The organism is Mesorhizobium sp. M0060 (assembly GCF_040323155.1).
Lineage (GTDB): Bacteria > Pseudomonadota > Alphaproteobacteria > Rhizobiales > Rhizobiaceae > Mesorhizobium.
Map to the genome: position 1 here is coordinate 148,003 of NZ_JAMYUP010000006.1, position 22,737 is coordinate 170,739.

Below are 22,737 nucleotides of genomic sequence, written 5' to 3' on the forward strand. Positions count from 1 at the left end.
TTAAATCTTCGTAATGACGGCTTTTGGCCCTTTTTCGCCTTCGGCATCCTCTATTATCTGGCAAAATCGCGGCAAGAGGCTGCGAGTTGAGCTAGACTGCGACCACCGGATAACGGCGTGTCGGATCGAGAGGCCTTTTGTCGATGCGCGGAAAGATCGTATTTGCGGTGATTGCTGCAGCCTGCGTTGCCGCGGCGTGGCTCTATCTTTCGCCCACCGCAATGAGCGGTCTTCAGCAGATGCTGTCGGCGAAGCAGACGACGGCGACGGCAGACAAACCCGCCGCAGCGGCAAATGCTGCTCGCTCGACCTCGGTGGTCGCCGCCACTGCTTCAACGGCCGATTTCCCGGTCCGGCGCTATGCCATCGGCTTTATATCGTCTCCCGCGGTGGTCAGCATCAACGCGCGGGTCTCGAGCCAGATCGTTGCGATTGCGGTGAAGGACGGACAGATGGTGAAAGCCGGCGACCTTCTGTTCTCGCTGGACGATCGCTCGTTGAAGGCGCAACTGGCACGCGATCAGGCGACGCTCGCAAAAGACCAGGCGCTGCTTGCCAGCGCCACGGCCGATCTTCAGCGCGCCAAAAATCTCGTCGCCAGGCAAGCCGGAACACAGCAGACCTATGATCAGGCCGTCGCGGCGCAAAAATCCGCCGCGGCCACCGTCGACGCCGACAAGGCGACGATCGATGCGGACGAGGTCCAGCTTGGCTTTGCGACGATCAAGGCGCCGATTTCCGGCAGGCTTGGCGCGGTCAGCGTCGCGGTCGGCGACCTCGTCACCACCAGCAACGGCAGCAGCACGTCGACCCCGCTGGTGACGATCACGCAGGTCGATCCGCTGCAGGTGAACTTCAATCTCCCCGAAAGCGACCTTGCCTTGCTGCACAAGGCGCTGGCGGCACCGCAGCAAGGTGCGGTGACGCTGACCAGGGATGGCGACCCGAAGCCAATCGGCAGGGGAACGCTGGATTTCGTCGATTCCAGCGTAGACACGGCCTCCGGCACGATCGCAACGCGGGCCAGCGTGCCGAACGCCGATCTTTCGCTGTGGCCGGGCCAATATGTCAATGTCGTGCTCGATGCCGGCATCATGCCGCAAATGACGTCCGTTCCGACGGTTGCCGTCCAGCCCAGCCAGAAGGGTCCGTTCGTCTATGTGATCAAGCCGGACAATACAGTGGAAATGCGGCCTGTGCAGGTCGCGCTAACAGAAGGCGCCAACAGCGCGATCAGCCAAGGATTGAAAAGCGGCGAGCGTGTCGTCGTCGAGGGCCAGACCAGACTGAAGAACGGCGCGGCAGTGCGCGAAGGCAAGACTTCGACCGGCACCGGCGATCACGCGGCTCCGAAGGTCGCCGAGGCTGACAAAGCGGACGGGACGCGGCCATGATTTCCGAATTCTGCATCCGCAGGCCCGTCGCCACGCTGCTCATGTCCTTCGCCCTGGTGCTGGGCGGGCTGTTTGCTTACAAATTCCTGCCGGTGGCGGCACTGCCAAGTGCCGAGTTTCCGGTGGTCAACGTCTCGGCCTCGCTGCCTGGGGCCTCGCCGGAAACCATGGCGACCTCGGTGGCAACGCCGCTGATCAAGCAGTTTGCCACCATCGCCGGCATCGATTCGATCTCGACGACCAATTCGCTCGGCTCGACCTCGATCGCCATTCAGTTCGTGCTCAACCGCGACATCGATGCAGCCGCCGCCGATGTGCAGGCGGCGATCGCACGCACGCAACGGCAATTGCCGCCGGAGATGACCAGCCCGCCGAGCTATCGCAAGGTCAATCCAGCCGACGCGCCGATCTTGCTGATGTCCCTGGTCAGCGACACCATTCCGCTGACCGATCTCGATGCATTTGCCGAGAATGTGATCTCGCCGTCGCTGTCGACGATCGACGGCGTTGCGCAGGTTTCAATTTTTGGCCAGCAAAAATATGCCGTGCGCGTCCAGATCGATCCGACGGCGCTCGCCGCACGCGGCATCTCGATCGACCAGCTGCAGACGGCCATTGCCTCGGCCAACAGCAACACGCCGCTCGGCGTGCTCAAGAACAACAAACAGCAGCTGACCATCACCGCGAACACGCAGCTGACCAACGCGGCAGGGTTCTCCAACATCATCATCGCCACCAAGAACGGCCACCCGGTGCGGCTCGGTGAGGTGACCCGCGTCATCGATTCGGTCGAGACCACGACAACGGCAAGCTGGTACGACGGCACCCGCGCCATCATCATGGCGGTGCAGCGCCAGCCGGATGCCAACACCGTCGACGTTGTCGATCGCGTCAAGGCGATGCTTCCTTCCTTCGAGGGTCAGATGCCGGCGGCGGCGAGCATCCAGTTGCTCAACGATCGCTCGACGTCGATCCGCGAGGCGGTCGACGATGTGCAGTTCACGCTGCTGCTCACCATCGCGCTGGTGGTGATGGTGATCTTCCTGTTCCTGCGCCGGGTGACGGCGACGGTCATTCCGGCGGTGGCGGTACCGATTTCGCTCATCGCCACGCTGGGCGTGATGTACCTGTTCGGGTTTTCCATCGACAACATCTCGCTGATGGGACTGACGCTGGCGGTCGGCCTTGTCGTCGACGATGCCATCGTCATGCTGGAAAATATTTTCCGCCATATGGAGGAGGACGGGCTCTCGGCAATGGAGGCGTCGCTCAAGGGCGCCCGCGAAATCGGCTTCACCATCATATCGATCTCGATCTCGCTGGTGGCTGTGTTCATTCCCGTGCTTTTGATGGGCGGCGTGATCGGGCGCATCTTCAACGAGTTCGCGGTGGTGGTGACGGTCGCCATTCTGGCGTCGATGTTTGTCTCGCTGACGCTGACGCCGATGCTGTGCTCGCGGCTGTTGTCGTTATCGAAAGCCGAGCGAGAAGCAGCGCATGGCGAGGACCACAGACAAAACTTCTTCATGCGGGGCTATGACTGGCTGCTGACATTCTGCCTGCGCCACAATTTCCTGGTTTTCCTTGTCTTCCTTGTGACCGCCGGGCTGTCGGTCTGGCTGATCCAGATATCGCCGAAGGGCTTCTTCCCGCAGGAGGATATCGGCCAGGTCTCTGTGACGACCATCGCGCGTCAGGACATTTCCTTCGACGCCATGGTGAAGCTGCAGGGGCAAGTGGCAGACGTCTTCACCCATTCGCCCTATGTCGCGCATGTCGGCTGGTCGGCGGGCAGTGGAAACAATGCGCTCAACCAGGGCCAGCTCTTCGTGCAGCTGAAAGACAAGGACCAGCGGCCGAACATCGACAAGGTGCTTTCGGATCTGCGGCGCCAGCTTGCCAGTGTGCCCGGCATCGAAACCTACATGCAGCCGGTGCAGAACCTGCGACTCGGCGCGCGCTCTTCGGCGAGCGCCTACCAGCTTGCCGTGCAAGGCCTCGATACCGGCCTGACGAACGTCTGGGCGCAAAAGCTCACAGACGCAATGGCCGCCGATCATGCCGCCTTCACCGATGTCACCAATGATCTGCAGAACAACGCGCTACAGGCGACGCTGGTAATCGACCGCGACAAGGCGGCGAACCTCGGCATCGATACCGACACATTGCGCTCCAGCCTCTATGGCGGTTTCGGCACCCAGCAGGTGTCGACCATCTTCGGCTCGGCCGACAGCTACGACGTGATCATGGAACTCGATCCGAAGATCGAGTGGTCGCCCGAGCGGATGCTGGCCATCAAGGTGAGAACGGCGAGCGGCAGCCTGGTGCCGCTCGGTGCCTTCGCCCGTGTCGATCGGACCGCCGGCGCTTTGACCGTCAATCAGCTCGGCCAGCTTCCGGCTGTGACCATCTCCTACAATCTGCCGCAAGGCGTGGCCCTCGGCGACAGCGTGAGCCACATCAATGCGCTGAAGGAAAAGATCGGCATGCCGCCGACGATCTCGACCACCTTCTCGGGCACGGCGAAGACATTTCAGGATTCGCTTTCCAACCAGGGACTGCTGATCGGCGGCGCGATCCTCACCATCTATATCGTGCTCGGCATGCTCTATGAGAGTTTCATCCACCCGCTCACCATCCTGACCGGGCTTCCGTCGGCGGTGCTTGGCGCGCTGGTGGCATTGCGGCTGGCGGGGATGGATCTGTCGGTGATCGCGGTGATCGGCATCCTGATGCTGATCGGCATCGTCAAGAAGAACGGTATCATGATGATCGATGTGGCGCTTGAACTCAGGCGCGAGGGGATGTCGCCTGTCGAATCCATCCACAAGGCCTGCCTCATGCGCTTTCGGCCGATCATGATGACGACGCTCGCCGCGCTGATGGGCACCATCCCGATCGCGCTCGGCACCGGCGCCAGCGCTGAATTGCGCCAGCCTCTCGGCGTGGCGGTGGTCGGCGGTCTCGTCGCTTCGCAGGCACTGACGCTGTTCGTCACGCCCGTCATCTACGTTTACATGGAGCATTTTTCCGGTTGGCTTGTTAGGCTGTGGGCGGGGCGCCATGGCGAGCCGGGCTCAGTCGAAACCGTCGCTCAGCCGTCACTGTTCGATGATGAGGAAGAACCGCTGGGTGAGCCGCAGAAAGCGGCAGCTGAATAATGCTGGCCCAAGCCGTGGTGCTTGCGGCCGGGCGTCCGCGATCGTAATTTGACGCCATGCCGCACGACCACGACCACGACAATGAACTCGATCCTTTTGCGGCGCGCGTGCGCGCGCTGGAGACGATCCTCACCCGCAAGGGCCTGATCGATCCGGCGGCGATCGATGTCATTGTCGACACCTACGAAACCAGGATCGGGCCGCGCAACGGCGCAAAGGTGGTGGCAAAAGCCTGGGTTGACCCCGACTTTGCCGAATGGCTGAAGCGCGACGCGACGGCCGCCATCGGATCGCTCAGCTACACCGGCCGACAAGGCGAGCACATGCAGGCGGTGTTCAGCACGGCCGACACACACAACCTCGTCGTCTGCACGCTGTGCTCCTGCTATCCGTGGTCGGTTCTCGGCCTGCCGCCGGTCTGGTACAAGGCGCCGCCCTACCGTTCGCGCGCAGTGATCGATCCGCGCGGCGTGCTCGAGGAATTCGGGCTGACCTTGCCGGCGACAACGACAATCCGGGTATGGGATTCGACCGCCGAGCTGCGCTATCTGGTCGTGCCTATGCGGCCCAGGGGCACGGAGGGCTGGGATGAGGCACGGCTCGCTGATCTGGTGACGCGCGATGCCATGATCGGCACGGCGTTGGCGCGGGAGCCGGCATGAACGGGCCGCAGGATCTCGGCGGACAGATGGGTTTCGGGCCGGTCGCGCCCGAACAGGACGAATCTTATTTCCATGCCGATTGGGAAAGGCGGGCGCTTGGCGTGACCTTGTGCGCCGGCGCCATGGGCGCCTGGACCATCGACGAAAGCCGGCATGCGCGGGAATCGCTGCACCCGGCCGACTACTATGCGTCGAGTTATTACGAAATCTGGATCAAGGCGCTGGAGGTGCTGCTCAAACGCCATGGTTTCGTCAGCGACCGCGATCTGGCCGTGGGCGACGCGGTCGACCAGGCAGCGACACCCAAAAGCGTGCTCAAGGCTAAAGATGTTCCGGCGGTGCTGGCCAAAGGCGGGCCTTGCGACCGGCCGGTCGCTGCGCCGGCACGGTTCAAGGCGGGCGACCTCGTGCGAACCAAGAACTTTCATCCGACCGGTCACACCAGGTTGCCGCGCTATGCACGCGGCAAGCGAGGCCTCGTCGAGGCTGTGCGCGACGGCTTTGTCTTTCCCGACACCAATGCGCACGGCCAGGGCGAAAACCCGCAATGGGTCTATACGGTGGCCTTCGCCGGCGGCGAAATCTGGGGCGAGGGCGCCGATCCGACACTTGTCGTGTCGATCGATGCCTGGGAGAGCTATCTTGAACCGGCGTGAGACCAACTCAGTTGCCGCCTTATTGCCCGCCGGTGTCGAGGCGCCGGTGTTTGCCGAGCCGTGGCAAGCGGAAGCCTTCGCCATCACAGTGGCGCTGCACGACAGGGGGCTGTTTTCCTGGAGCGAATGGGCGGATGCCTTGTCGACCGAGGTGAAGCGGCCGGGCGCCGCGAGCGACGGTCACGATTACTACGAGCACTGGCTGGCGGCACTGGAGAATCTGCTGTCGACCAAAGGCGTTGCCGGTAGGAACGACGTCGATATCCTTGCCGCTGCCTGGGAACGCGCCGCGCATGCTACGCCGCATGGCAAGCCGATCCTGCTGGAGAACGACCCGCAGCGGGCTGGGTAAGCTGTCGTCGCCCGATGCTGTTCTCTTTACGTTCCTGTTCGTCGCTGATAGCCTGACCCTGTCGCAGCGGCGTAATTGCCGGCGATGAAATTGATGGTGATGGCAGTCACCTTGTCTTTCCCTCGCGAATCCGGTCTGTCGCGCTGATGGAATTCTCTCCTCAACAGGATGAGGCGCTGAAGGCGGTGGCCGGCTGGCTGAAAACCGGCAGGCCGCAGCTGTTCCGGCTGTTTGGCTATGCCGGCACCGGCAAGACGACGCTGGCGCGCTATTTCGCCGAGCATGTCGACGGCCAGGTGCAGTTCGCCGCCTTCACGGGCAAGGCGGCGCAGGTGCTGCGTTCCAAGGGCGCGGTCAATGCCCGCACCATCCATTCGCTGATCTACCGGCCGAAGGGCGAGGAATCGGTATCGGACGAGGTGACCGGCAAGACCTCGATGTCGCCGACGTTTTCGCTCAACCGGCAGAGTCCGATCTCGCGGGCCAAGCTCGTCGTCATCGACGAATGCTCGATGGTCGACGAGCAGCTTGGCCGTGACCTGATGAGCTTCGGCACGCCGATCCTGGTTCTCGGTGATCCCGGCCAGTTGCCGCCGATCTCCGGCGGCGGCTTCTTCACCGACCACGAGCCGGACATTCTGCTCACCGAAATCCACCGCCAGGCGCGCGATAACCCGATCATCAGGCTGGCGCTCGACGTGCGCGAGGGCCGCGAGTTCATGCGCGGCGACTATGGCGCGGCGCAAGTGATCGGCAAGGAAGACGTCACCCAGGAATTGGTGCTGAAGGCTGACCAGGTGCTGGTCGGCACCAACCGCACGCGCCGCCGCTATAACCAGCGGCTGCGCGAGCTGAAGGGGTTCAACGCCGATTATCCGCAAGCCGGCGACAAGCTGGTCTGCCTGCGCAACGATCCGGCCAAGGGGCTGCTCAATGGGTCGCTTTGGAAGGTGATGACCTCGTCGCGCGAGACGGTCAAGCCCGGCATCAATCTGCTGGTCTCGCCGGAGGAAGATGACCCGGATCGCGGCGTCGCCAAGATCAAGCTGCTCAAAGCCGCATTCGAGGATCCCGACGCCGATATTCCCTGGCAGCAGAAGAAGCGCTTCGACGATTTCGATTACGGCTACGCGCTGACCGTGCACAAGGCGCAAGGGTCGCAATGGAACGAGATCGTGCTTTTCGACGAAAGCTGGGCATTCAAGGAAACCCGCCAGCGTTGGCTCTACACCGCCATCACGCGCGCGGCCGAACGGCTGACGATCGTCCGATAGGGCTGTCTGGTCCGTCGTATCAGCGCTGGGCGATCGGTCTGGCGCCAAGCCATTCCCAGGCAGCGGCTTCGTCCTTGGCCTCGAAATGCCGGAGTTCGATGGGCAAAGAAGCGGGCAAAAAGGCTCTTGCCTCCGCTATCCAGTTCGGTTCGCCGACCGCCGCGCAGCGGCCGATATGCTCCACGGCATGAGCTATGCCCTGTTCGATCGTCTCGTCCGATACGTCGGCCCAGTCGACACCCTCATGGTCGATCAGACGCACCAGCACGTCGATCTTCGGATGCAGCGCGTAGGCCGCCTCCAGCAATCCGAACAGGTTTTCGGCGTCAGCCGCTGCGACATGGCCGACGACATCGATGGCGAAGAGATCTTCGCTATCGGTGTCGATGCGGCGGACCGCCGGCACGGTATCGAGAAAATTCAACAGGGAACTCCTTGCACTCGATTTTCTTCGCTCACCTTGGAACACCTGAAACCCTCTGTCTGTTCCCGTTAAAGGCGGTATAGATGCGCGCCAAGATCAGCCTGGAGCCGTGCAAATGCCTGCAAAGCTTTCCGTCAACCTCAATGCTATCGCCATGCTGCGCAACCGGCGCGACCTGCCGTGGCCAAGCGTGACCGGGCTTGGACGCATCGCCCTTGCTGCCGGCGCGCATGGGCTGACGGTGCACCCGCGACCCGACGAGCGGCACACCAGGCATTCCGATCTGCCGCAGATCAGGGCGCTGATCGACGACGAGTTCCCGAATGCGGAATTCAACATCGAGGGCTATCCGACCGAGGATTTCCTGGCGCTTGTGGAAAAGCACCAGCCGGAGCAGGTGACGCTGGTGCCGGACCACCCGGAGCAGGCGACTTCCGATCATGGCTGGAACTTCACCGCAGAGGCTGCGTTCCTGACACCGGTCGTCAAGCGCCTGAAGAAGGGAGGCTTTCGCGTATCGCTGTTTTCCGATCCGGATCCCGATGGCGTGAAAGCCGCTCGCGACACCGGCGCCGACCGGATCGAACTCTATACGGGTCCATATGGCAGCTATCATTCCGATTCGGCAAAAGCGGCGAAGGAATTGGAGAAATTGGGAAAAACGGCGGATGCCGCACTGGCTGCAGGGCTCCAGGTCAATGCCGGGCACGACCTTGTAGTGAGCAATTTGCCGGCACTGGCCAGGCGCATCCCGGCATTGGCCGAAGTGTCCATCGGACATGGGTTGACAGCCGATGCGTTGGAGTATGGCATGGCCGGAACGATCAGACGGTTTCTGAAGGCTTGTGGCTGGGGGAGAGAGGCGGGCCGATAGCCCTGCGTTCCCGGCATGGCAGCACGCCCTTTCCATCCCCGCAGCATAGAGCACCGCACGTCTATGGGAGTGTCGTCCATGGCCCTTGCCAACGCTGGTAGCGAGGCAGAACCCATCGAACAATCCAGCCACTCCAAGGTCGAGCAGCACAGCACCAAGGTTCTGATGCTGGGTGCGCTGGGCGTGGTTTACGGCGATATCGGCACGAGCCCAATTTACGCGTTTCGGGAAGCGCTGCACGCATCGTCGGGACCGGTAGCGCGCAACGATGTTCTCGGCGTGCTGTCGCTTATCGTCTGGGCGCTGACGATCATCGTCACGATAAAATACGTCGCCTTCGTGCTCAGAGCCGACAACAAAGGCGAGGGCGGCACGCTGTCGCTGATGGCGCTTGCGCGCAGCGCTTATCCAAAGGGAGCCCGGTTCATTCTGGGGATCGGACTTTGCGGCGCGGCGCTTTTTTTCGGCGACGCAATCATAACGCCGGCCATCTCCGTGCTTTCGGCTGTCGAGGGCCTGGAAGTGGTGGCTCCGACGCTTGAAGCCTTTGTCGTTCCGATCACTCTTGTCATCCTGGCAATGCTCTTTGCCGTGCAACGGTTCGGCACCGGCCGGGTGGCGGCCGTGTTCGGGCCGGTGACGGCAGTGTGGTTCCTGGCCATCGGCGCCGCCGGGGTCTACCATCTGCTGGACGACCCGTCGGTCCTGCTGGCGATCAATCCCTATTACGCGGTCGCTTATCTTGCCAATACGCCCACCGGTGCCTTCGTCACGGTCGGGGCGGTGTTCCTGGCGGTCACCGGGGCCGAAGCCCTCTATGTCGATCTCGGCCATTTCGGGCGCAGGCCGATCGTGCTGGCATGGTTTTCCGTGGTGTTTCCTTGTTTGCTCCTCAACTATTTCGGACAAGGCGCGTTCGTTCTGGCCAACGGCGGCAAACCCACCAATCCATTTTTCCAGATGCTGCCTGATTGGGCCCTGATGCCCATGGTTGGGCTGGCTACGGCAGCGACGGTGATCGCCAGCCAGGCGGTGATCTCCGGCGCGTTCTCGCTGACGCGCCAGGCGGTGCAGCTCAATCTGCTGCCGCGCATCGAGGTGCAGCATACTTCCGAGATGCAGTCCGGCCAGATCTACATGCCGCGGGTCAATCTGGTGGTCGCGCTGGGCGTGATGTTGCTGGTCGTCGGCTTTGGCAGTTCGAGTTCGCTGGCTTCCGCCTACGGCATTTCGGTCACTGGCGAAATGCTTATGACGACCATCCTGCTGTTCGTCGTGATGCGGTTCCGGTGGAAATGGCAGCTTGCACTGGCGGCCGCGCTCACACTGGTGTTTGGCACGATCGATACCGGATTTTTCCTCGCAAACGTCGTGAAGATCCTCGAAGGCGGGTGGGTGTCGATCACGGTCGCTTGCGGCATGGGGCTGATCATGTCCACATGGATCCGCGGCACGCGCTATTTGTTCGACAAGACCCGCCGGAACGAGATCCCGCTGGATTTCCTTGCTGGCAATCTGCTGAAGAAGAAGCCGCATTTGGTGTCGGGCACCGCGGTGTTCCTGACCAGCGATCCGCTGAGTGCGCCGACCGCGCTGATGCACAGCCTGAAGCACTACAAGGTGCTGCACGAGCAGAACGTCATCCTTTCGGTGGTGACGGCACCGCAGCCTGTCGTGCCCGACAGCGAGCGCGTCAAGATGGAGACCGTCAACGAGCTGTTCATGCGGGTGACGCTGACCTTCGGCTACATGGAGCAGCCCAACATCCCGCGCGCGCTGGCGATCTGCCGCAAGCAGGGCTGGAAGTTCGACATCATGACGACATCCTTCTTCCTGTCGCGACGCTCGCTCAAGGCATCGCCCAATTCCGGCATGCCGGTCTGGCAGGACAAGCTGTTCATCGGGCTGGCGCGCTCGGCGGCCGATGCGACGGAATATTTCCAGATCCCGACCGGACGCGTGGTTGAGATCGGAACTCAGGTGGCGATCTAGAACGTGCCTGTTGCAACGTTCCAGGCAGTCTGCCGATAGGGATCGAGCTGCCAAGCCGGGAAGACTCGCAATACCGACACGGAGACATTACGTGACGGCACTTGATATTGCAGCGCAGCAAGCGTAGAGCACCGCCCGCTTATCGGAGTGTCGTCCATGGCCCTTACCAGTACTGGTAACGAGGCAGAACCCGTCGAACAATCGAGCCATTCTGAGGTCGAGCAGCACAGCACAAAAGTGCTGATGCTGGGCGCACTCGGCGTGGTTTACGGCGATATCGGCACCAGCCCGATCTATGCGTTCCGCGAGGCACTGGTGGCATCTTCCGGAGGCGAAGTCGCCAACCGTGGCGACATCCTCGGCGTGCTGTCGCTGATCATCTGGTCGCTGACAATCATCGTCACCATCAAATACATCATGTTCGTGCTCAGGGCCGACAATCGCGGCGAGGGCGGTGTGCTGTCGCTGATGGCGCTGGCACGCAACAGTTTCCCGACGCGCTCGGCGGTGATCCTCGGCATCGGCATCGTTGGCGCCTCGCTGTTTTTCGGTGACGCCGTCATCACGCCGGCGATCTCGGTGCTGTCGGCGGTCGAAGGCATGAATGTCGTCACGCCGACTTTCCAGCCCTATGTGGTGCCGTTGACGCTGGTCATCCTGGCGATCCTGTTTTCGGCACAGCGGTTTGGAACCGGCGGCGTCGCCCTGATCTTCGGCCCGATCACGGCGGTCTGGTTCCTGGCCATTGGTCTTTCCGGTCTAAATCACATCATCGCCGATCCGGAAATCCTGCTGGCGGTCAGCCCGCATTACATCGTCGCGTTCCTGATCAATTCACCCGACGTTGCCTTCGTGACGATCGGCGCCATCTTCCTCGCCGTCACCGGCGCCGAGGCGCTCTATGCCGATCTCGGCCATTTCGGCCGTAAGCCCATTGTGCTCGCCTGGCTGGCAATCGTGTTCCCTTGCCTGCTGCTGAACTATGCCGGGCAGGGCGCGTTCGTGCTGGCGAAAAACGGAGTGGTCGGCCATCCTTTCTTCGAGATGAACGAAGGCTGGACACTTATTCCGATGGTCGTCCTGGCTACAGCTGCGACAGTCATCGCCAGCCAGGCGGTGATCTCCGGCGCTTTCTCGCTGACCAGGCAAGCGGTGCAGCTCAATATGCTGCCGCGCCTGGAAATCCTGCATACGTCGGAAAGACAGTCCGGCCAGATCTACATGCCGCGCGTCAACATGCTGCTGGCGCTGGTGGTGATGCTTCTGGTGGTCGGCTTTGGTGAATCCAGCAAGCTTGCCTCGGCCTACGGCATTTCGGTGACCGGCAACATGCTGGTGACGACGGTGCTGCTCTACGTGATCATGAGCCGCATCTGGAAATGGCAGCTCTGGCTGGCCATCTCCCTGACAGTGTTGTTCGCGTTCATCGACATCGGCTTCTTTGCCTCGAACATCGTCAAAGTGTTCGAAGGCGGCTGGGCTTCGCTGGCGGTGGCCTTCACCATTGTGCTGGCCATGTGGACCTGGATCCGCGGCAGCCGCTATTTGTTCGAAAAGACGCGTCGGAACGAGATCCCGCTGGATTTCCTTGCCGGCAATCTGCTGAAGAAGAAGCCGCATTTGGTGTCGGGCACCGCGGTGTTCCTGACCAGCGATCCGCTGAGTGCGCCGACCGCGCTGATGCACAGCCTGAAGCACTACAAGGTGCTGCACGAGCAGAACGTCATCCTTTCGGTGGTGACGGCACCGCAGCCTGTCGTGCCCGACAGCGAGCGCGTCAAGATGGAGACCGTCAACGAGCTGTTCATGCGGGTGACGCTGACCTTCGGCTACATGGAGCAGCCCAACATCCCGCGCGCGCTGGCGATCTGCCGCAAGCAGGGCTGGAAGTTCGACATCATGACGACATCCTTCTTCCTGTCGCGACGCTCGCTCAAGGCATCGCCCAATTCCGGCATGCCGGTCTGGCAGGACAAGCTGTTCATCGGGCTGGCGCGCTCGGCGGCCGATGCGACGGAATATTTCCAGATCCCGACCGGACGCGTGGTTGAGATCGGAACTCAGGTGGCTATCTGAACAAACGGCCGTGCCCTTCCAAGGGCACGGCCGTTTGTCAGGCTCAGCTCACCAGAGCCGCCTTGTTTGCTTCAAGAAATTGCTTCAGCGGCTGCGGCTTCCTGCCGGACAGCGTCTCGACCGCGTCGGTCACCATGCTGATGCGGCCGGAGCGGGTGTTGGTGTCGAAGGAAACGATGATGGGGGCGAAGGCTTCGGGAACGCCGGCTGCCTTCAATCCCTCGGTCAGCGCTTCATCCGAAAGCTGGACGACTTCGATCGGCTTGCCGGTAACCTCGGCGACGAGACTCGCGATCTCGGCGACCGTATAGGCCTGCGGACCCGTCAACGTGTATGTCGTGCTTTCGGTTGCTCCCGAAGCGAGGCCGGCGGCGATCGCCGCTGCCATGTCGTCGCGCGCGCCATGGGCAATGCGGCCGTCTCCAGCGGATGTGTACCACTGCCCCGAGGCGATGGCGTGCGGCAGCGCCATGAACAGGTTCTCCTGATACCAGCCGTTGCGGAAGATGGTGTAGGGAATACCGCTCGTCTTGATCGCCTGCTCGGTGCCGTGGTGATCGGGCGCAAACAGCACCGGCGATCCTGGCTCCGGATTGGGCATCGATGTGTAGAGCAGATGCGAAACGCCCGCGCTTTTTGCGGCGGCGACCGCGGTCTCATGTTGCTTCAGGCGCTTGCCGGGAAGGGCGAGCTCGTCCGTCGAAATGATCAGAACCCTGTCGGCATCCGTGAATGCACTGGCCAGCGATGCGGTGTCGTCGAAATCGGCCGCCCTGATGGTGACGCCGCGGGCCGCCAGATCGGCCAGATTTTCCGGATTGCGGGTGGCGGCGATGATGCGCTGAGGCGAGACCTTCAGCGCGTCAAGCAGATGATTGATGACGCCGCGGCCAAGCTGGCCGGAGGCGCCGGTGACGAGAAGGGTGTCGGTCATGAGATGTCCTGACGTTGCGCCGAAGCGGCGGGTTGCATAGGTAAGTCTCAAAAAGAGACCAGCGCTAAAATAGGAATTGACCGACCCTCGTAAAGAAGGCAGTTTTGCGGGAGGTAGGCACACCCAGGGAACCAGCCATGGACGGCAGGATCGTCAATCTGAGATCGAAGCTCGAGATCTACAAAGCCGGCAACGGTGGCGCAAAGCTTGCGGATTGCCCTATTCGCGATGTGATCCAGGGCATCAGTAACAAATGGAGTTCGCTGCTGATGATGGCCTTGGCCGAGAAGCCGTACCGCTTCGGTGAATTGCGTCGGCTGGTGCCCGATATTTCACAGCGCATGCTCACCCAGACGTTGCACGATCTGCAGCGCGACGGCTATGTGCATCGCCAGGTGTTCCCGACCAAGCCGCCGAGCGTCGAGTACAGCCTCACCGATCTCGGGCGCTCGATGTTCGGACCCTTGCATCAATTGATGCAGTGGGCCGAGCTCAACCACGGCGCGGTGCGTGAAGCGCGTGCTGCCTTCGACGCTGCCGAAGACTGAGCCTCAACGAACACGGCGGCTTGATTTAGGGACAGCGCTAAAGGATTGTCCGGCCTGGATTGGGTCGGGCAAATGGGCAATTCTCTGGATATCGCGATTGCCGGTGCCGGTCCGGCTGGACTTGCCGCCGCGCTCTATCTCAAGCACGCCGGGCATCGGGTTACTGTCTTCGAGCGCTTCGAGCAGCCAAAGCCGGTCGGGTCCGGGCTGATCCTGCAGCCGACCGGGCTGACGGTGCTCGCCGATCTCGGCCTGCTTGAGGACATACTAGCGCTAGGCAGCCGCATAGACCGCCTGCATGGTGCTGACGCCAGATCCGGCCGCACAGTGCTCGACGTCCGCTACGATGCCCAGCGCGGCGGCCGTTTCGGGCTGGCGGTGCACCGCGCGGCTCTGTTCGGCGTGCTTTTCCGCGCCGTCCGGCGCCAAGCGATCACCATCGAGACAGGTATCGAGCTCGAGACGCTGGAAACTGGCGAACGGGCAACATTGGTCTGCGGCAACGGACGAAGGATAGGGCCGTTCGACCTGGTAGTGGATGCCAGCGGTTCGCGCTCCAAATTGCGGCAGTGCGTGAACAATCCGGGCGAACCGCGACCGCTCGCCTATGGCGCGTTCTGGGTCTCGCTCGGCTGGCGTAAGGGTTTCGACGAGCATGCGCTGCTGCAGCGCTACGACAGAGCGAGCGTGATGATCGGCGTGCTGCCGATCGGCCGGCCGGAACCGGATACTGAAAAGATGGCGGCATTCTTCTGGAGCGTGAAACCGGCGGATGCCGAGCAGGTAAGGGCAACGGGCCTCGAGGCATGGAAGGCGAGATTGGTCGGGCTGTGGCCTGAATGCGCGGCCTTCACCGACCAGATCGACAATTTCGACCAGCTTTCGCTGGCGCGCTATGGCCATCACACGATGAAGACGCCAGCCGGACGGCGATTGGCTGTTATCGGCAATGCGGCGCATTCGACGAGCCCGCAGCTCGGGCAGGGCGCGAACATGGCGCTACTCGATGCAGCAGCGCTCAACTACGCGCTCATAGGAACGGATCGTATCGATACTGCGCTGGAGGCTTACGTCCGGGCGCGGCGATGGCATGTGCGGGTCTTTCAGGTGCTGTCGCTGGTGCTGACGCCGTTCTATCAGTCGGATTCGACCGCGATGCCGTTCGTCCGCGACAGGCTGGTGGCAACGCTGGCGAAAATTCCACCGGCGCCGCTGTTTCTTGCTTCCATGGTTACAGGAACGGTGATTGATCCGTTCAGGCCGATCGGGCTTGCGGAAGCGCTATGGCCGGATCGTTTTGGCGAATGAGTTTCGAAAGGTGCGAGCCCTTCGCCTGCAGGAATGCATGGAGGCGTTGCGGATAATCGGGAGCGACCGCGCCCTTCACGGATGGGCGTTTGTGCAACACCTCGCGCCAGGCCTGGACATGCGGCTTTCCGTCCAGGATGCCGAAATCGCCGATCCGGTCGAAGACGTCGAAATAGCGAAAGATCGGCCCGTAGACCGCGTCGACCAGTGAAAAACGCTCGCCGTCGAACCATGGTCCAGCCGCGCCATTCGCCAGTTCCACTTCCAGGCGATCGAACATTGCCGACATAGCCTCGCTTTCCGCTAGAAAGGCGGCTTCGGTGAGTGCTGAATAGAAGCGGCCGATGGCATTGAGGATTGCCGAGCCGAACTCAATCCAGGCACGATGCCGGGCGCGGGCGTAGGCACCGGTCGGATGCAGCGGATTGGTCTGGGTTTCCTCGAGGAATTCGAGGATGACGAGCGATTCGAAGATCACCGTTTCCTGGCCGTCATGCTCAACGCGAAGCAGCGGCACCTTGCCAAGCGGCGATATTGCCTTGAACCAGCCAGGCTTGTTGGCGAGATCGACCGCGACGCGCTCGAACGGCACGCCCTTTTCGCGAAGTGAAATCGCCGCGCGCTGCACGTAGGGACAAAGATGGTGGCTGACGAGAGTGAGCCTGTCGGTCGTCTCACTCTCCCCAGACATAATTCAAGGCGCCGTCCTCGACGCGGGTGGAGAGGAACATCAGGCGGGAGCCCTTCGGCGCCGGGCCTTCGAGGCGATCACCGTTCGCCATGTCGAACGAGGCGCCGTGCCATTGGCAGACGAGCTTGCCGTCCTTGCAGTCGAGCGGGCCACCGAAATGCAGGCAGACATTGGCGGCGGCGCGGATACGTTCGCCGCTGCGGTAGACATGGACCTCGCGGCCGAAAAATGGAGCGATCAGGCTGCCTGTTTCCGGAATGTCGGCGATCTTGCAGATTTCATGCTTCATCGGAATTGCTTCTCACGATTGATGCGACCGCATCTATCTAGATGCATTTGCATCTATCGTCAAGCTTGATGCAATTGCATCTATCGCTTATGCTGCAACCATGACCGGGATTCCTTCACCGCCAGCCATCAAGGCCTGGGCCCGCCTGATGCGGGTTTCGCGCCAGCTGTTGGAAAGAGCAGAGGACGCGCTGGAGGACAGTGGCTTGCCGTCGCTTGCCTGGTACGACGTCCTGCATGAGCTTGCCGAGGCAGGTGAGGGCGGATTGCGGCCGTTCCAACTCACCGAGCGTACCCTGTTTGCGCAATACAACATCTCCCGGCTCCTGGCGCGGCTCGAAGCCGACGGGCTGGTCGAGAAGCTCAGGGTTGCCGATGACGGCCGCGGGCAAACGGTCCGCATCACCGGCAAGGGGCGCGAGACGCGCCGCCGCATGTGGGCCATCTACGGCCGGTCGATCGCGGAGCTGGTCGGCGCCCGGCTTTCCAATGATGAGCTCGACGCGCTGTCAGTTCTGCTTGGGCGCCTGCGCCATCCGGCCGTCATGGAGTGACACACCTTCGTGCCGAAGATGGCGCGGATCTGCGAGGTCAGGCACTGCCCCAGAGAAACGCCAGCGTCGCCAGAACGCCAAGCCAGACGCGGACAAGATGCAGATTGCCCCATTTGACGATCAATGTCCGAGCTTCAGGATTGAGGGTGTTCGCGTCCATCGCCTCCAGCAACCGATTTGCGGGCATCATCACCAGCAGCGTCCATGGCCAAGGCAGGATGATCAGCACTGCGCCGGCCAGATAAGCGAGATTGCCGGTCTGCCACCACGCGACGAGGCCCAGAGTACACGCGATGACGGCGATCGAGGCCTGCATGGCGGCGCCGCGCTTGTAGGAAGGCTGCCATTCCTGCAGCAATGCTTTGTCCTCGAGGCGAAGCCGCGCCGGCTGTTCGGCGACGCTGACATAGATTGCGGCACCCGCGAACGCCGCGGCAACGGTCAGAGCAAGCAATCCGGCGAGCATCGTTCGTGTCTCCCGTGATGCCCCCCGTATGGAGCGCGTTACAGAAATAAGGGCTTGCGCCGGGTCGGGCAATACGCCATAACGCAGAACCGTAACGTACGGTACGCCTTCGAGTTCGTGTCTGAACTGCGGGTGAGTTTGCCTCCTGAGGAAAGACTGTGTTGCACGCTGTGAACGACATCGACACCAGCGAGACGCTGACGGAGCGGCAGAAAGCTGTGCTCGACGCCGCCCTTCGCCTGCTGGTCGAAGAGGGCGATCAGTTGACCATGACCGCCGTGGCGCGGCGGGCGAGCTGTTCCAAGGAAACGCTCTACAAATGGTTCGGCGATCGCGACGGGCTATTGACGGCAACGGTACAATGGCAGGCGTCCAAGGTGCGGGTAGTGCCGGTCGACCGCAAGGGGCTCGACCTCGCCTCGCTGACGGCAAGCCTCGAGCGCTTCGCCTCGGACTGGCTCAAGGTAATTTCGAGCGACACCTCGATCGCGCTGAACCGGGTGGCGGTCGGCCATGCCGGTTCGGGGAAGGACGATCTCGGCGCCATCGTGCTGGAGAACGGCCGGTTCGCGCTGGCCAGGCGGCTGAAGCCGGTGCTGGAAGCCGGCAGGCAGGCCGGGCTTCTCGAATTTTCGGACGCGGAGGCGGCATTCCGCACCTTTTTCGGACTGGTCGCCCGCGACGTGCAGATTCGCCTGCTGCTCGGCGACCGGCTGGAATTGACTGATGTGGCGATCGGCGGCGATGCCGCCCGGGCGACGCAGCAGTTTCTCGCTCTTCATGGAGCAAAAACCGGGCCGCAAGGCCGCTAAATCCAAAAGGGAAGGAAGAAAAATGCGTGTCTATTACGATCGCGACGCCGATCTCAACTTGATCAAGGGCAAGAAGGTCGCCATCATCGGCTATGGCAGCCAGGGCAGGGCGCATGCGCTCAACCTCAAGGATTCCGGCGTCAAGGATATCGCCATTGGGCTCAAGGCCGGCTCGGCGACCGCCAAGAAGGTCGAGGCCGACGGGCTCAAGGTGATGAGCGTGGCCGATGCCGCCAAGTGGGCCGACCTGATGATGATGGCTACGCCGGATGAGCTGCAGGCCGACATCTACAAATCCGAGATCGCGCCGAACATCCGCGATGGCGCGGCAATCGCCTTCGCCCATGGCCTCAACGTGCATTTTGGCCTGATCGAGCCGAAAGCTTCGGTCGACGTCGTCATGATCGCCCCGAAGGGGCCAGGCCATACGGTGCGCGGCGAATACCAGAAAGGCGGCGGCGTGCCGTGCCTGGTCGCGGTCAACCAGGACGCTTCGGGCAATGCGCTCGATTTGGCACTCTCCTACGCGTGCGGCGTCGGCGGCGGTCGTTCAGGCATTATCGAGACCAACTTCCGCGAGGAGTGCGAGACCGACCTGTTCGGCGAGCAGGTTGTGCTGTGCGGCGGTCTGGTCGAATTGATCCGCGCCGGTTTCGAAACGCTGGTAGAGGCCGGCTACGCGCCGGAAATGGCCTATTTCGAATGCCTGCACGAGGTCAAGCTGATCGTCGACCTGATCTATGAGGGCGGTATAGCCAACATGAACTACTCTATCTCGAACACCGCGGAATGGGGCGAATACGTCTCGGGCCCGCGCATCATCACCGCCGAGACCAAGGCCGAGATGAAGCGCGTGCTGAAGGACATCCAGACCGGCAAGTTCACCTCGGAATGGATGCAGGAATACCGCGCCGGTATGTCGCGCTTCAAGGGCATCCGCCGCAACAACGACAGTCACCAGATCGAGGAAGTCGGCGCCAAGCTGCGCGCGATGATGCCGTGGATTTCCAAGAACAAGCTGGTCGACAAGGCCAAGAATTAAAATCGCAATTTAGTAATTGCGTAAAGCGGCCGGCGGAGCGATCCGCCGGCTTTTACGTGAAGATGTGCTGGTTACAGGATTTTGACCAGGCGCGTTATTCTCACCGTCGTGGTATGCCTGCGCGGGGTACGGTACAAATTGCCTGGGGGTGAGCGTTGGAACTCAAATTTCTGTTGATCGGGTTTGCCTGCGCGGTTGCCGGCATGCTCTCCCTCGTCACCTCCCTGAAGTGGAGGGAGGTGAGGGCGGTCAGCCGCTGGTGTCCGACGCCGGGAAAGATCGTCTCGTCGCGAGTCGAGGCTCGCGAGGTGACCAGTTCGGGATCCGGTTCGGACAGCAGAGGGTCGACCGAGATGCGCAACTTCCCGGCGATCACCTTTGAATACAAGGTGAACGGCAAGAAATTTCGCAGTTCGCACTACAGCGTGCGGGAGAACCTTGGAAATTTCGCCGTAGCGGAAATCCTTGCGCGATTTCCAAACGGGGCTGGCGTAACCGTCTTCTACAATCCGGCCGATCCAGCCAAGGCCGTGATCGAGCGCACTATGCCCGACGGCTCGTTCAAGTTCATGGTCCAGCTTTCGGCCGGGCTGGTGGTTGGCGCGCTCGTCCTGGTCTTCTCCGTCGGCGGCGTCCTGGAAGCGCTCGGACCGCATTTGCCCAAGCCGCAGAACCTCGGCGCCGCGGCCCTGCTGCTGTTCATGGGATTGTTTGTCCTGCGCACGGGCTTTGCCCAGAAGTCGCTGGCGGAGCAGGCCGCGAAATGGCCCACCATTGCGGGTCGCATCGATCTTTCGGGCCTGCAGAAATTTGAGACCCGCGACAGGTCCGGAGGCGGCTATCGGCCCTGGCGAACAGTCTTCAAATCCCGCATCGTCTACAGCTATAGCGTCGCCGGCCAGCGCTACGCCGCCGATCGCATCGCTTTCGGCGCAAACGTGACGGCTTCCCTGCCAAGCCTCGTCAGCGGTCAATCGCAGCGCTACCTCGAGGGCGACAAGGTCGAGGTCCACTACGATCCCGCCAATCCCGCTGCCGCGGTTCTCGAATGCAGGGTGAGCGGGCTTTGGCTCCTGTGGGTCTGCGCCGTTGGCTTCCTCGGTGGAGCCGCGCTGCTCATCGGGGTGATCTAGTGCTGAAGCTGCTGTCCTAGACGCTGTAGATCCAGAGGAAGAGGACACCTGTCGTCAGCATCTGACAAGAACTCCGCTGTCGAAGCCAGGCCATGTCAATCTCACCGTCGCCCCGTCGACCACAACATGGATGACACGGGAGAACGGCTCTTCGGCTGACGGGTCGGATCCGTAGCATTGGCTGGCCCGCGCCACCCAGCCTGTGGGTGTCTTGCGAAACGTTGCGTGTTCGCAGCCGAAAGCAGGAACCGACAGTGCCTCGGGGTATAATGCGTAGACAGTCTGGCGTTGAACATCCGCGACGGCAGTACAGTTCGATCTGTCCCCGGACCATGTGCCCACATAGGGTTCCGCGGCGAAGGCGCGGCCGCACAAAAATGCGCAGATCGAAATGATCATCATGGAATTTCGCATCACCGATTTCTTTCTTTCGACCATGACCTTGGGCCATGCTAAAGCATCGATGCTCAAACTTCACAATGATGCTGCTCCAAGGAACTTAAATGATCATCCGCAAAGCAGCAGCTATTTTTCTGAGCATGCTGAGCCTGTTGCAAGCGGCGAACGCAACAGAATGTTCACTCAGCCACGCGACCTATCGCGAGCCGCGATCAGGGGCGACGATACAATTCCGGCCAACCGACAACGAGCCGGCTGCGCTCACGACGGAGGTCTTTTCGCTGATCGTGCCGAATACCGACATTCGTCTGCCGTCGGACATCACCTAGACCAATGGCAAGCAATCGTTTCCTGTGGGCACGATCCGGCACACCTGCACCGACGATGATCGCGAGGCGGATCTCGAGGACGGCACCGGACTGTGCAGAGTGTGGGACGGGCAGGTCTATGCGTTCAACGCAGGCGGTCCCGAGCAGTTGAGCTCCCGCGAGGCCTCGCCGGCACCGACAGGGTTGCTGTTGCCTGACTTCGGCGCGATTTTTACCGAATGGCCCGATTTCGCCAAAGCCAATCCCGATGGTTCAGCCTGGGATGCCTTTACCTTGACGGGTTGCAGCGATGAATAGCAAGAGACTGCCGGCTTGCATCTGCGCCCTGCCGGTCCTTATGGCCATGGCCACCGGGGCTCGTGCCGACCAAAGCAAGCCGTCGCGTCCGCCTGTCGACAAATGCACCTGGGAACGGCTGGCGGACAGGGATGTCGGGCTTGCGGCCTGGGTGCAGCGCTGTGATTTCGGTTTTCGCCAAATCCATTTCGAGCTTGGCGGCAATGCTCTTGCCATCAAATACAGCGACGGCGGCCCGGCCGATCCCGTCGTCGAAGTCTTCGATATGCTGCCCGGCGAAGCCGCTGACGCTGTGTTGGGACGTATATTCTCGCAGAAGACGGAGAAGGCTATCAGCACACGTTGCGTGCTCATGCCTTACACCGAAGGGGCCGCGCCCGCGGGAACCATGCGATACGTCTTCAGTCCCGATGCCGCCTATCGCGAGGAATTGAAAGCCGTTGCCGACCCTGACGAGGTCGGCGAACCACCGTGCGGCGAATGGGGCGAAGCCCCGGACGGCATTCAGTATTTCGAGGTGCAATCACCCGAACTGCGAAAGCTTCTATTCGTTCGCGTCGGCCAGGAAGAGCCGCTGTTTGACGAGCAGACGCTGCAAATCCTGCCACCTGGATAAAGCCGGGAATCTCAGCCGTAATGCCAGCTGGGCTTTGGTTGGGTGCCGGTAAACATCACGCCGATGCGGTCATCACGGCGCCAGCGGACCACCGTCTTGTAGGCGATGCCGTCGGTCGGCACGTAGAGCAGGAACTCGTCGGGCACGCGCGCGTCGATCGCGACTTTCAATTCGGCGCCGCCCGCATGCATGTTGCGCAGCGTGCATGTGACCTCGGAATTGGTCATGCCGGTCAGGATCGTCGCGCCCTTGAAGACGCGCTGCCGGTGTTTGTCCCTCTGTTCGTCCTCGGCCATCGCACGCAATCCCTGGCGATCGTCGCATCGCGGGTGGTCTGATCGCCAATCATTAGGCCTGCCTGATAAACATAGCGTTATCATCGGCAGAGCTGCGAGAATTATCGCGACTTTTGCCGGAAGCGGATGGCAGCCCAAATAAAAACGGCGCCGCGAAGC

General features: G+C 61.9%; 24 protein-coding genes. 18 read left to right on the plus strand and 6 right to left on the minus strand.

From position 1 onward, the window contains the following. Positions 1-143 precede the first annotated feature (143 nt). The 6 genes from NKJ94_RS09010 to NKJ94_RS09035 all read left to right on the plus strand — a co-directional run bounded on the left by NKJ94_RS09010 (position 144) and on the right by NKJ94_RS09035 (position 7,499). Complete coding sequence (locus NKJ94_RS09010) at positions 144-1,394, plus strand: efflux RND transporter periplasmic adaptor subunit (RefSeq protein WP_352524398.1); 1,251 nt, start codon at positions 144-146, stop codon at positions 1,392-1,394. Further along, entirely contained in the window at positions 1,391-4,555 is a 3,165-nt protein-coding gene (locus NKJ94_RS09015) for an efflux RND transporter permease subunit (RefSeq protein ID WP_352524399.1), read from the plus strand. Before NKJ94_RS09010 ends, NKJ94_RS09015 begins: the two co-directional genes overlap by 4 nt. A gap of 56 nt (positions 4,556-4,611) precedes the next feature. Next, entirely contained in the window at positions 4,612-5,217 is a 606-nt protein-coding gene (nthA, locus tag NKJ94_RS09020) for a nitrile hydratase subunit alpha (protein WP_352524401.1), read from the plus strand. Continuing rightward, entirely contained in the window at positions 5,214-5,873 is a 660-nt protein-coding gene (gene nthB / locus NKJ94_RS09025) for a nitrile hydratase subunit beta (protein WP_352524403.1), read from the plus strand. Before nthA ends, nthB begins: the two co-directional genes overlap by 4 nt. Beyond that, complete coding sequence (locus NKJ94_RS09030; protein ID WP_502904187.1) at positions 5,842-6,225, plus strand: nitrile hydratase accessory protein; 384 nt, start codon at positions 5,842-5,844, stop codon at positions 6,223-6,225. The genes nthB and NKJ94_RS09030 overlap by 32 nt, the downstream gene beginning before the upstream one ends. Before the next feature lie 146 nt (positions 6,226-6,371). Further along, a complete protein-coding gene (locus NKJ94_RS09035) occupies positions 6,372-7,499 on the plus strand; it encodes an ATP-dependent DNA helicase (protein ID WP_352524405.1) in 1,128 nt (375 codons plus the stop codon). Positions 7,500-7,518: 19 nt separating this feature from the next. On the opposite strand, the gene NKJ94_RS09040 is transcribed toward NKJ94_RS09035, so the two are convergent. After that, on the minus strand, positions 7,519-7,923 hold the full coding sequence (locus tag NKJ94_RS09040) for a SpoIIAA family protein (protein WP_352524406.1): 405 nt from the start codon (positions 7,921-7,923) through the stop codon (positions 7,519-7,521). 115 nt (positions 7,924-8,038) lie between these two features. Between NKJ94_RS09040 and NKJ94_RS09045 the strand changes: the two genes are divergently transcribed. From NKJ94_RS09045 to NKJ94_RS09055, 3 genes are all read left to right on the plus strand, one after another. Beyond that, complete coding sequence (locus tag NKJ94_RS09045; RefSeq protein ID WP_352524407.1) at positions 8,039-8,797, plus strand: pyridoxine 5'-phosphate synthase; 759 nt, start codon at positions 8,039-8,041, stop codon at positions 8,795-8,797. A gap of 78 nt (positions 8,798-8,875) precedes the next feature. Further along, positions 8,876-10,789, plus strand: a complete 1,914-nt coding sequence (locus NKJ94_RS09050) for a potassium transporter Kup (protein ID WP_352524408.1) — start codon at positions 8,876-8,878, stop codon at positions 10,787-10,789. A 156-nt stretch (positions 10,790-10,945) separates the two neighbouring features. Further along, positions 10,946-12,865, plus strand: a complete 1,920-nt coding sequence (locus NKJ94_RS09055) for a potassium transporter Kup (protein WP_352524409.1) — start codon at positions 10,946-10,948, stop codon at positions 12,863-12,865. A gap of 43 nt (positions 12,866-12,908) precedes the next feature. Here NKJ94_RS09055 and NKJ94_RS09060 read toward each other — a convergent pair whose 3' ends face one another. Then, positions 12,909-13,799, minus strand: a complete 891-nt coding sequence (locus NKJ94_RS09060; protein WP_352524410.1) for an SDR family oxidoreductase — start codon at positions 13,797-13,799, stop codon at positions 12,909-12,911. A 137-nt stretch (positions 13,800-13,936) separates the two neighbouring features. On the opposite strand from NKJ94_RS09060, the gene NKJ94_RS09065 reads away from it, so the two are divergent. After that, the gene (locus NKJ94_RS09065) at positions 13,937-14,347 is read left to right on the plus strand and encodes a winged helix-turn-helix transcriptional regulator (RefSeq protein WP_352524411.1); all 411 of its coding nucleotides are present in this window, start codon (positions 13,937-13,939) and stop codon (positions 14,345-14,347) included. 72 nt (positions 14,348-14,419) lie between these two features. Then, a complete protein-coding gene (locus NKJ94_RS09070) occupies positions 14,420-15,655 on the plus strand; it encodes an FAD-dependent oxidoreductase (protein WP_352524412.1) in 1,236 nt (411 codons plus the stop codon). On the opposite strand, the gene NKJ94_RS09075 is transcribed toward NKJ94_RS09070, so the two are convergent. Together NKJ94_RS09075 and NKJ94_RS09080 are read right to left on the minus strand one after the other, a co-directional pair. Further along, entirely contained in the window at positions 15,603-16,346 is a 744-nt protein-coding gene (locus tag NKJ94_RS09075) for a glutathione S-transferase family protein (RefSeq protein WP_352524413.1), read from the minus strand. The two genes, NKJ94_RS09070 and NKJ94_RS09075, sit on opposite strands and share 53 nt — an antisense overlap. After that, the gene (locus NKJ94_RS09080; protein ID WP_352470198.1) at positions 16,330-16,635 is read right to left on the minus strand and encodes a Rieske (2Fe-2S) protein; all 306 of its coding nucleotides are present in this window, start codon (positions 16,633-16,635) and stop codon (positions 16,330-16,332) included. Before NKJ94_RS09080 ends, NKJ94_RS09075 begins: the two co-directional genes overlap by 17 nt. Before the next feature lie 100 nt (positions 16,636-16,735). Here NKJ94_RS09080 and NKJ94_RS09085 point away from each other — a divergent pair, with 100 nt between their 5' ends. Further along, positions 16,736-17,188: a MarR family winged helix-turn-helix transcriptional regulator gene (locus NKJ94_RS09085; RefSeq protein WP_352524414.1), complete on the plus strand. Its 453-nt coding sequence runs from the start codon at positions 16,736-16,738 to the stop codon at positions 17,186-17,188. Positions 17,189-17,225: 37 nt separating this feature from the next. Here NKJ94_RS09085 and NKJ94_RS09090 read toward each other — a convergent pair whose 3' ends face one another. Then, positions 17,226-17,654: an anthrone oxygenase family protein gene (locus NKJ94_RS09090; protein WP_352524415.1), complete on the minus strand. Its 429-nt coding sequence runs from the start codon at positions 17,652-17,654 to the stop codon at positions 17,226-17,228. Between the two features lie 158 nt (positions 17,655-17,812). On the opposite strand from NKJ94_RS09090, the gene NKJ94_RS09095 reads away from it, so the two are divergent. The 6 genes from NKJ94_RS09095 (at position 17,813) to NKJ94_RS09120 (ending at position 22,282) form a co-directional block, all read left to right on the plus strand. Continuing rightward, a complete protein-coding gene (locus tag NKJ94_RS09095) occupies positions 17,813-18,466 on the plus strand; it encodes a TetR/AcrR family transcriptional regulator (RefSeq protein WP_352524417.1) in 654 nt (217 codons plus the stop codon). A gap of 22 nt (positions 18,467-18,488) precedes the next feature. After that, positions 18,489-19,508: a ketol-acid reductoisomerase gene (gene ilvC / locus NKJ94_RS09100; RefSeq protein WP_023676662.1), complete on the plus strand. Its 1,020-nt coding sequence runs from the start codon at positions 18,489-18,491 to the stop codon at positions 19,506-19,508. Positions 19,509-19,663: 155 nt separating this feature from the next. Next, positions 19,664-20,641 (plus strand): DUF3592 domain-containing protein, encoded by a 978-nt coding sequence (locus NKJ94_RS09105; RefSeq protein WP_352524419.1) that lies wholly within the window; start codon positions 19,664-19,666, stop codon positions 20,639-20,641. A gap of 503 nt (positions 20,642-21,144) precedes the next feature. Next, positions 21,145-21,369, plus strand: a complete 225-nt coding sequence (locus NKJ94_RS09110; protein ID WP_352524420.1) for a hypothetical protein — start codon at positions 21,145-21,147, stop codon at positions 21,367-21,369. Between the two features lie 24 nt (positions 21,370-21,393). After that, positions 21,394-21,666, plus strand: coding sequence for a hypothetical protein (locus NKJ94_RS09115; RefSeq protein WP_352524421.1), 273 nt, complete (start codon positions 21,394-21,396; stop codon positions 21,664-21,666). After that, positions 21,659-22,282, plus strand: coding sequence for a hypothetical protein (locus NKJ94_RS09120; RefSeq protein ID WP_352524422.1), 624 nt, complete (start codon positions 21,659-21,661; stop codon positions 22,280-22,282). Before NKJ94_RS09115 ends, NKJ94_RS09120 begins: the two co-directional genes overlap by 8 nt. An 11-nt stretch (positions 22,283-22,293) precedes the next feature. On the opposite strand, the gene NKJ94_RS09125 is transcribed toward NKJ94_RS09120, so the two are convergent. Beyond that, on the minus strand, positions 22,294-22,578 hold the full coding sequence (locus tag NKJ94_RS09125; RefSeq protein WP_352524423.1) for a PilZ domain-containing protein: 285 nt from the start codon (positions 22,576-22,578) through the stop codon (positions 22,294-22,296). Positions 22,579-22,737: the final 159 nt, after the last annotated feature.

What these genes read in the sequence shown, in the direction of transcription:
- nthB (WP_352524403.1), top strand. Translation starts at nt 5,214, where the DNA reads ATGAACGGGCCGCAGGATCTCGGCGGACAGATGGGTTTCGGGCCGGTC.
- NKJ94_RS09125 (WP_352524423.1), bottom strand. Translation starts at nt 22,578, where the DNA reads ATGGCCGAGGACGAACAGAGGGACAAACACCGGCAGCGCGTCTTCAAG.
- NKJ94_RS09110 (WP_352524420.1), top strand. Translation starts at nt 21,145, where the DNA reads ATGATCATCCGCAAAGCAGCAGCTATTTTTCTGAGCATGCTGAGCCTG.
- NKJ94_RS09035 (WP_352524405.1), top strand. Translation starts at nt 6,372, where the DNA reads ATGGAATTCTCTCCTCAACAGGATGAGGCGCTGAAGGCGGTGGCCGGC.
- ilvC (WP_023676662.1), top strand. Translation starts at nt 18,489, where the DNA reads ATGCGTGTCTATTACGATCGCGACGCCGATCTCAACTTGATCAAGGGC.
- NKJ94_RS09010 (WP_352524398.1), top strand. Translation starts at nt 144, where the DNA reads ATGCGCGGAAAGATCGTATTTGCGGTGATTGCTGCAGCCTGCGTTGCC.
- NKJ94_RS09080 (WP_352470198.1), bottom strand. Translation starts at nt 16,635, where the DNA reads ATGAAGCATGAAATCTGCAAGATCGCCGACATTCCGGAAACAGGCAGC.
- NKJ94_RS09055 (WP_352524409.1), top strand. Translation starts at nt 10,946, where the DNA reads ATGGCCCTTACCAGTACTGGTAACGAGGCAGAACCCGTCGAACAATCG.
- NKJ94_RS09090 (WP_352524415.1), bottom strand. Translation starts at nt 17,654, where the DNA reads ATGCTCGCCGGATTGCTTGCTCTGACCGTTGCCGCGGCGTTCGCGGGT.
- NKJ94_RS09085 (WP_352524414.1), top strand. Translation starts at nt 16,736, where the DNA reads ATGACCGGGATTCCTTCACCGCCAGCCATCAAGGCCTGGGCCCGCCTG.
- NKJ94_RS09050 (WP_352524408.1), top strand. Translation starts at nt 8,876, where the DNA reads ATGGCCCTTGCCAACGCTGGTAGCGAGGCAGAACCCATCGAACAATCC.
- NKJ94_RS09065 (WP_352524411.1), top strand. Translation starts at nt 13,937, where the DNA reads ATGGACGGCAGGATCGTCAATCTGAGATCGAAGCTCGAGATCTACAAA.
- NKJ94_RS09015 (WP_352524399.1), top strand. Translation starts at nt 1,391, where the DNA reads ATGATTTCCGAATTCTGCATCCGCAGGCCCGTCGCCACGCTGCTCATG.
- NKJ94_RS09045 (WP_352524407.1), top strand. Translation starts at nt 8,039, where the DNA reads ATGCCTGCAAAGCTTTCCGTCAACCTCAATGCTATCGCCATGCTGCGC.
- NKJ94_RS09060 (WP_352524410.1), bottom strand. Translation starts at nt 13,799, where the DNA reads ATGACCGACACCCTTCTCGTCACCGGCGCCTCCGGCCAGCTTGGCCGC.
- NKJ94_RS09070 (WP_352524412.1), top strand. Translation starts at nt 14,420, where the DNA reads ATGGGCAATTCTCTGGATATCGCGATTGCCGGTGCCGGTCCGGCTGGA.
- nthA (WP_352524401.1), top strand. Translation starts at nt 4,612, where the DNA reads ATGCCGCACGACCACGACCACGACAATGAACTCGATCCTTTTGCGGCG.
- NKJ94_RS09120 (WP_352524422.1), top strand. Translation starts at nt 21,659, where the DNA reads ATGAATAGCAAGAGACTGCCGGCTTGCATCTGCGCCCTGCCGGTCCTT.
- NKJ94_RS09075 (WP_352524413.1), bottom strand. Translation starts at nt 16,346, where the DNA reads ATGTCTGGGGAGAGTGAGACGACCGACAGGCTCACTCTCGTCAGCCAC.
- NKJ94_RS09030 (WP_502904187.1), top strand. Translation starts at nt 5,842, where the DNA reads ATGCCTGGGAGAGCTATCTTGAACCGGCGTGAGACCAACTCAGTTGCC.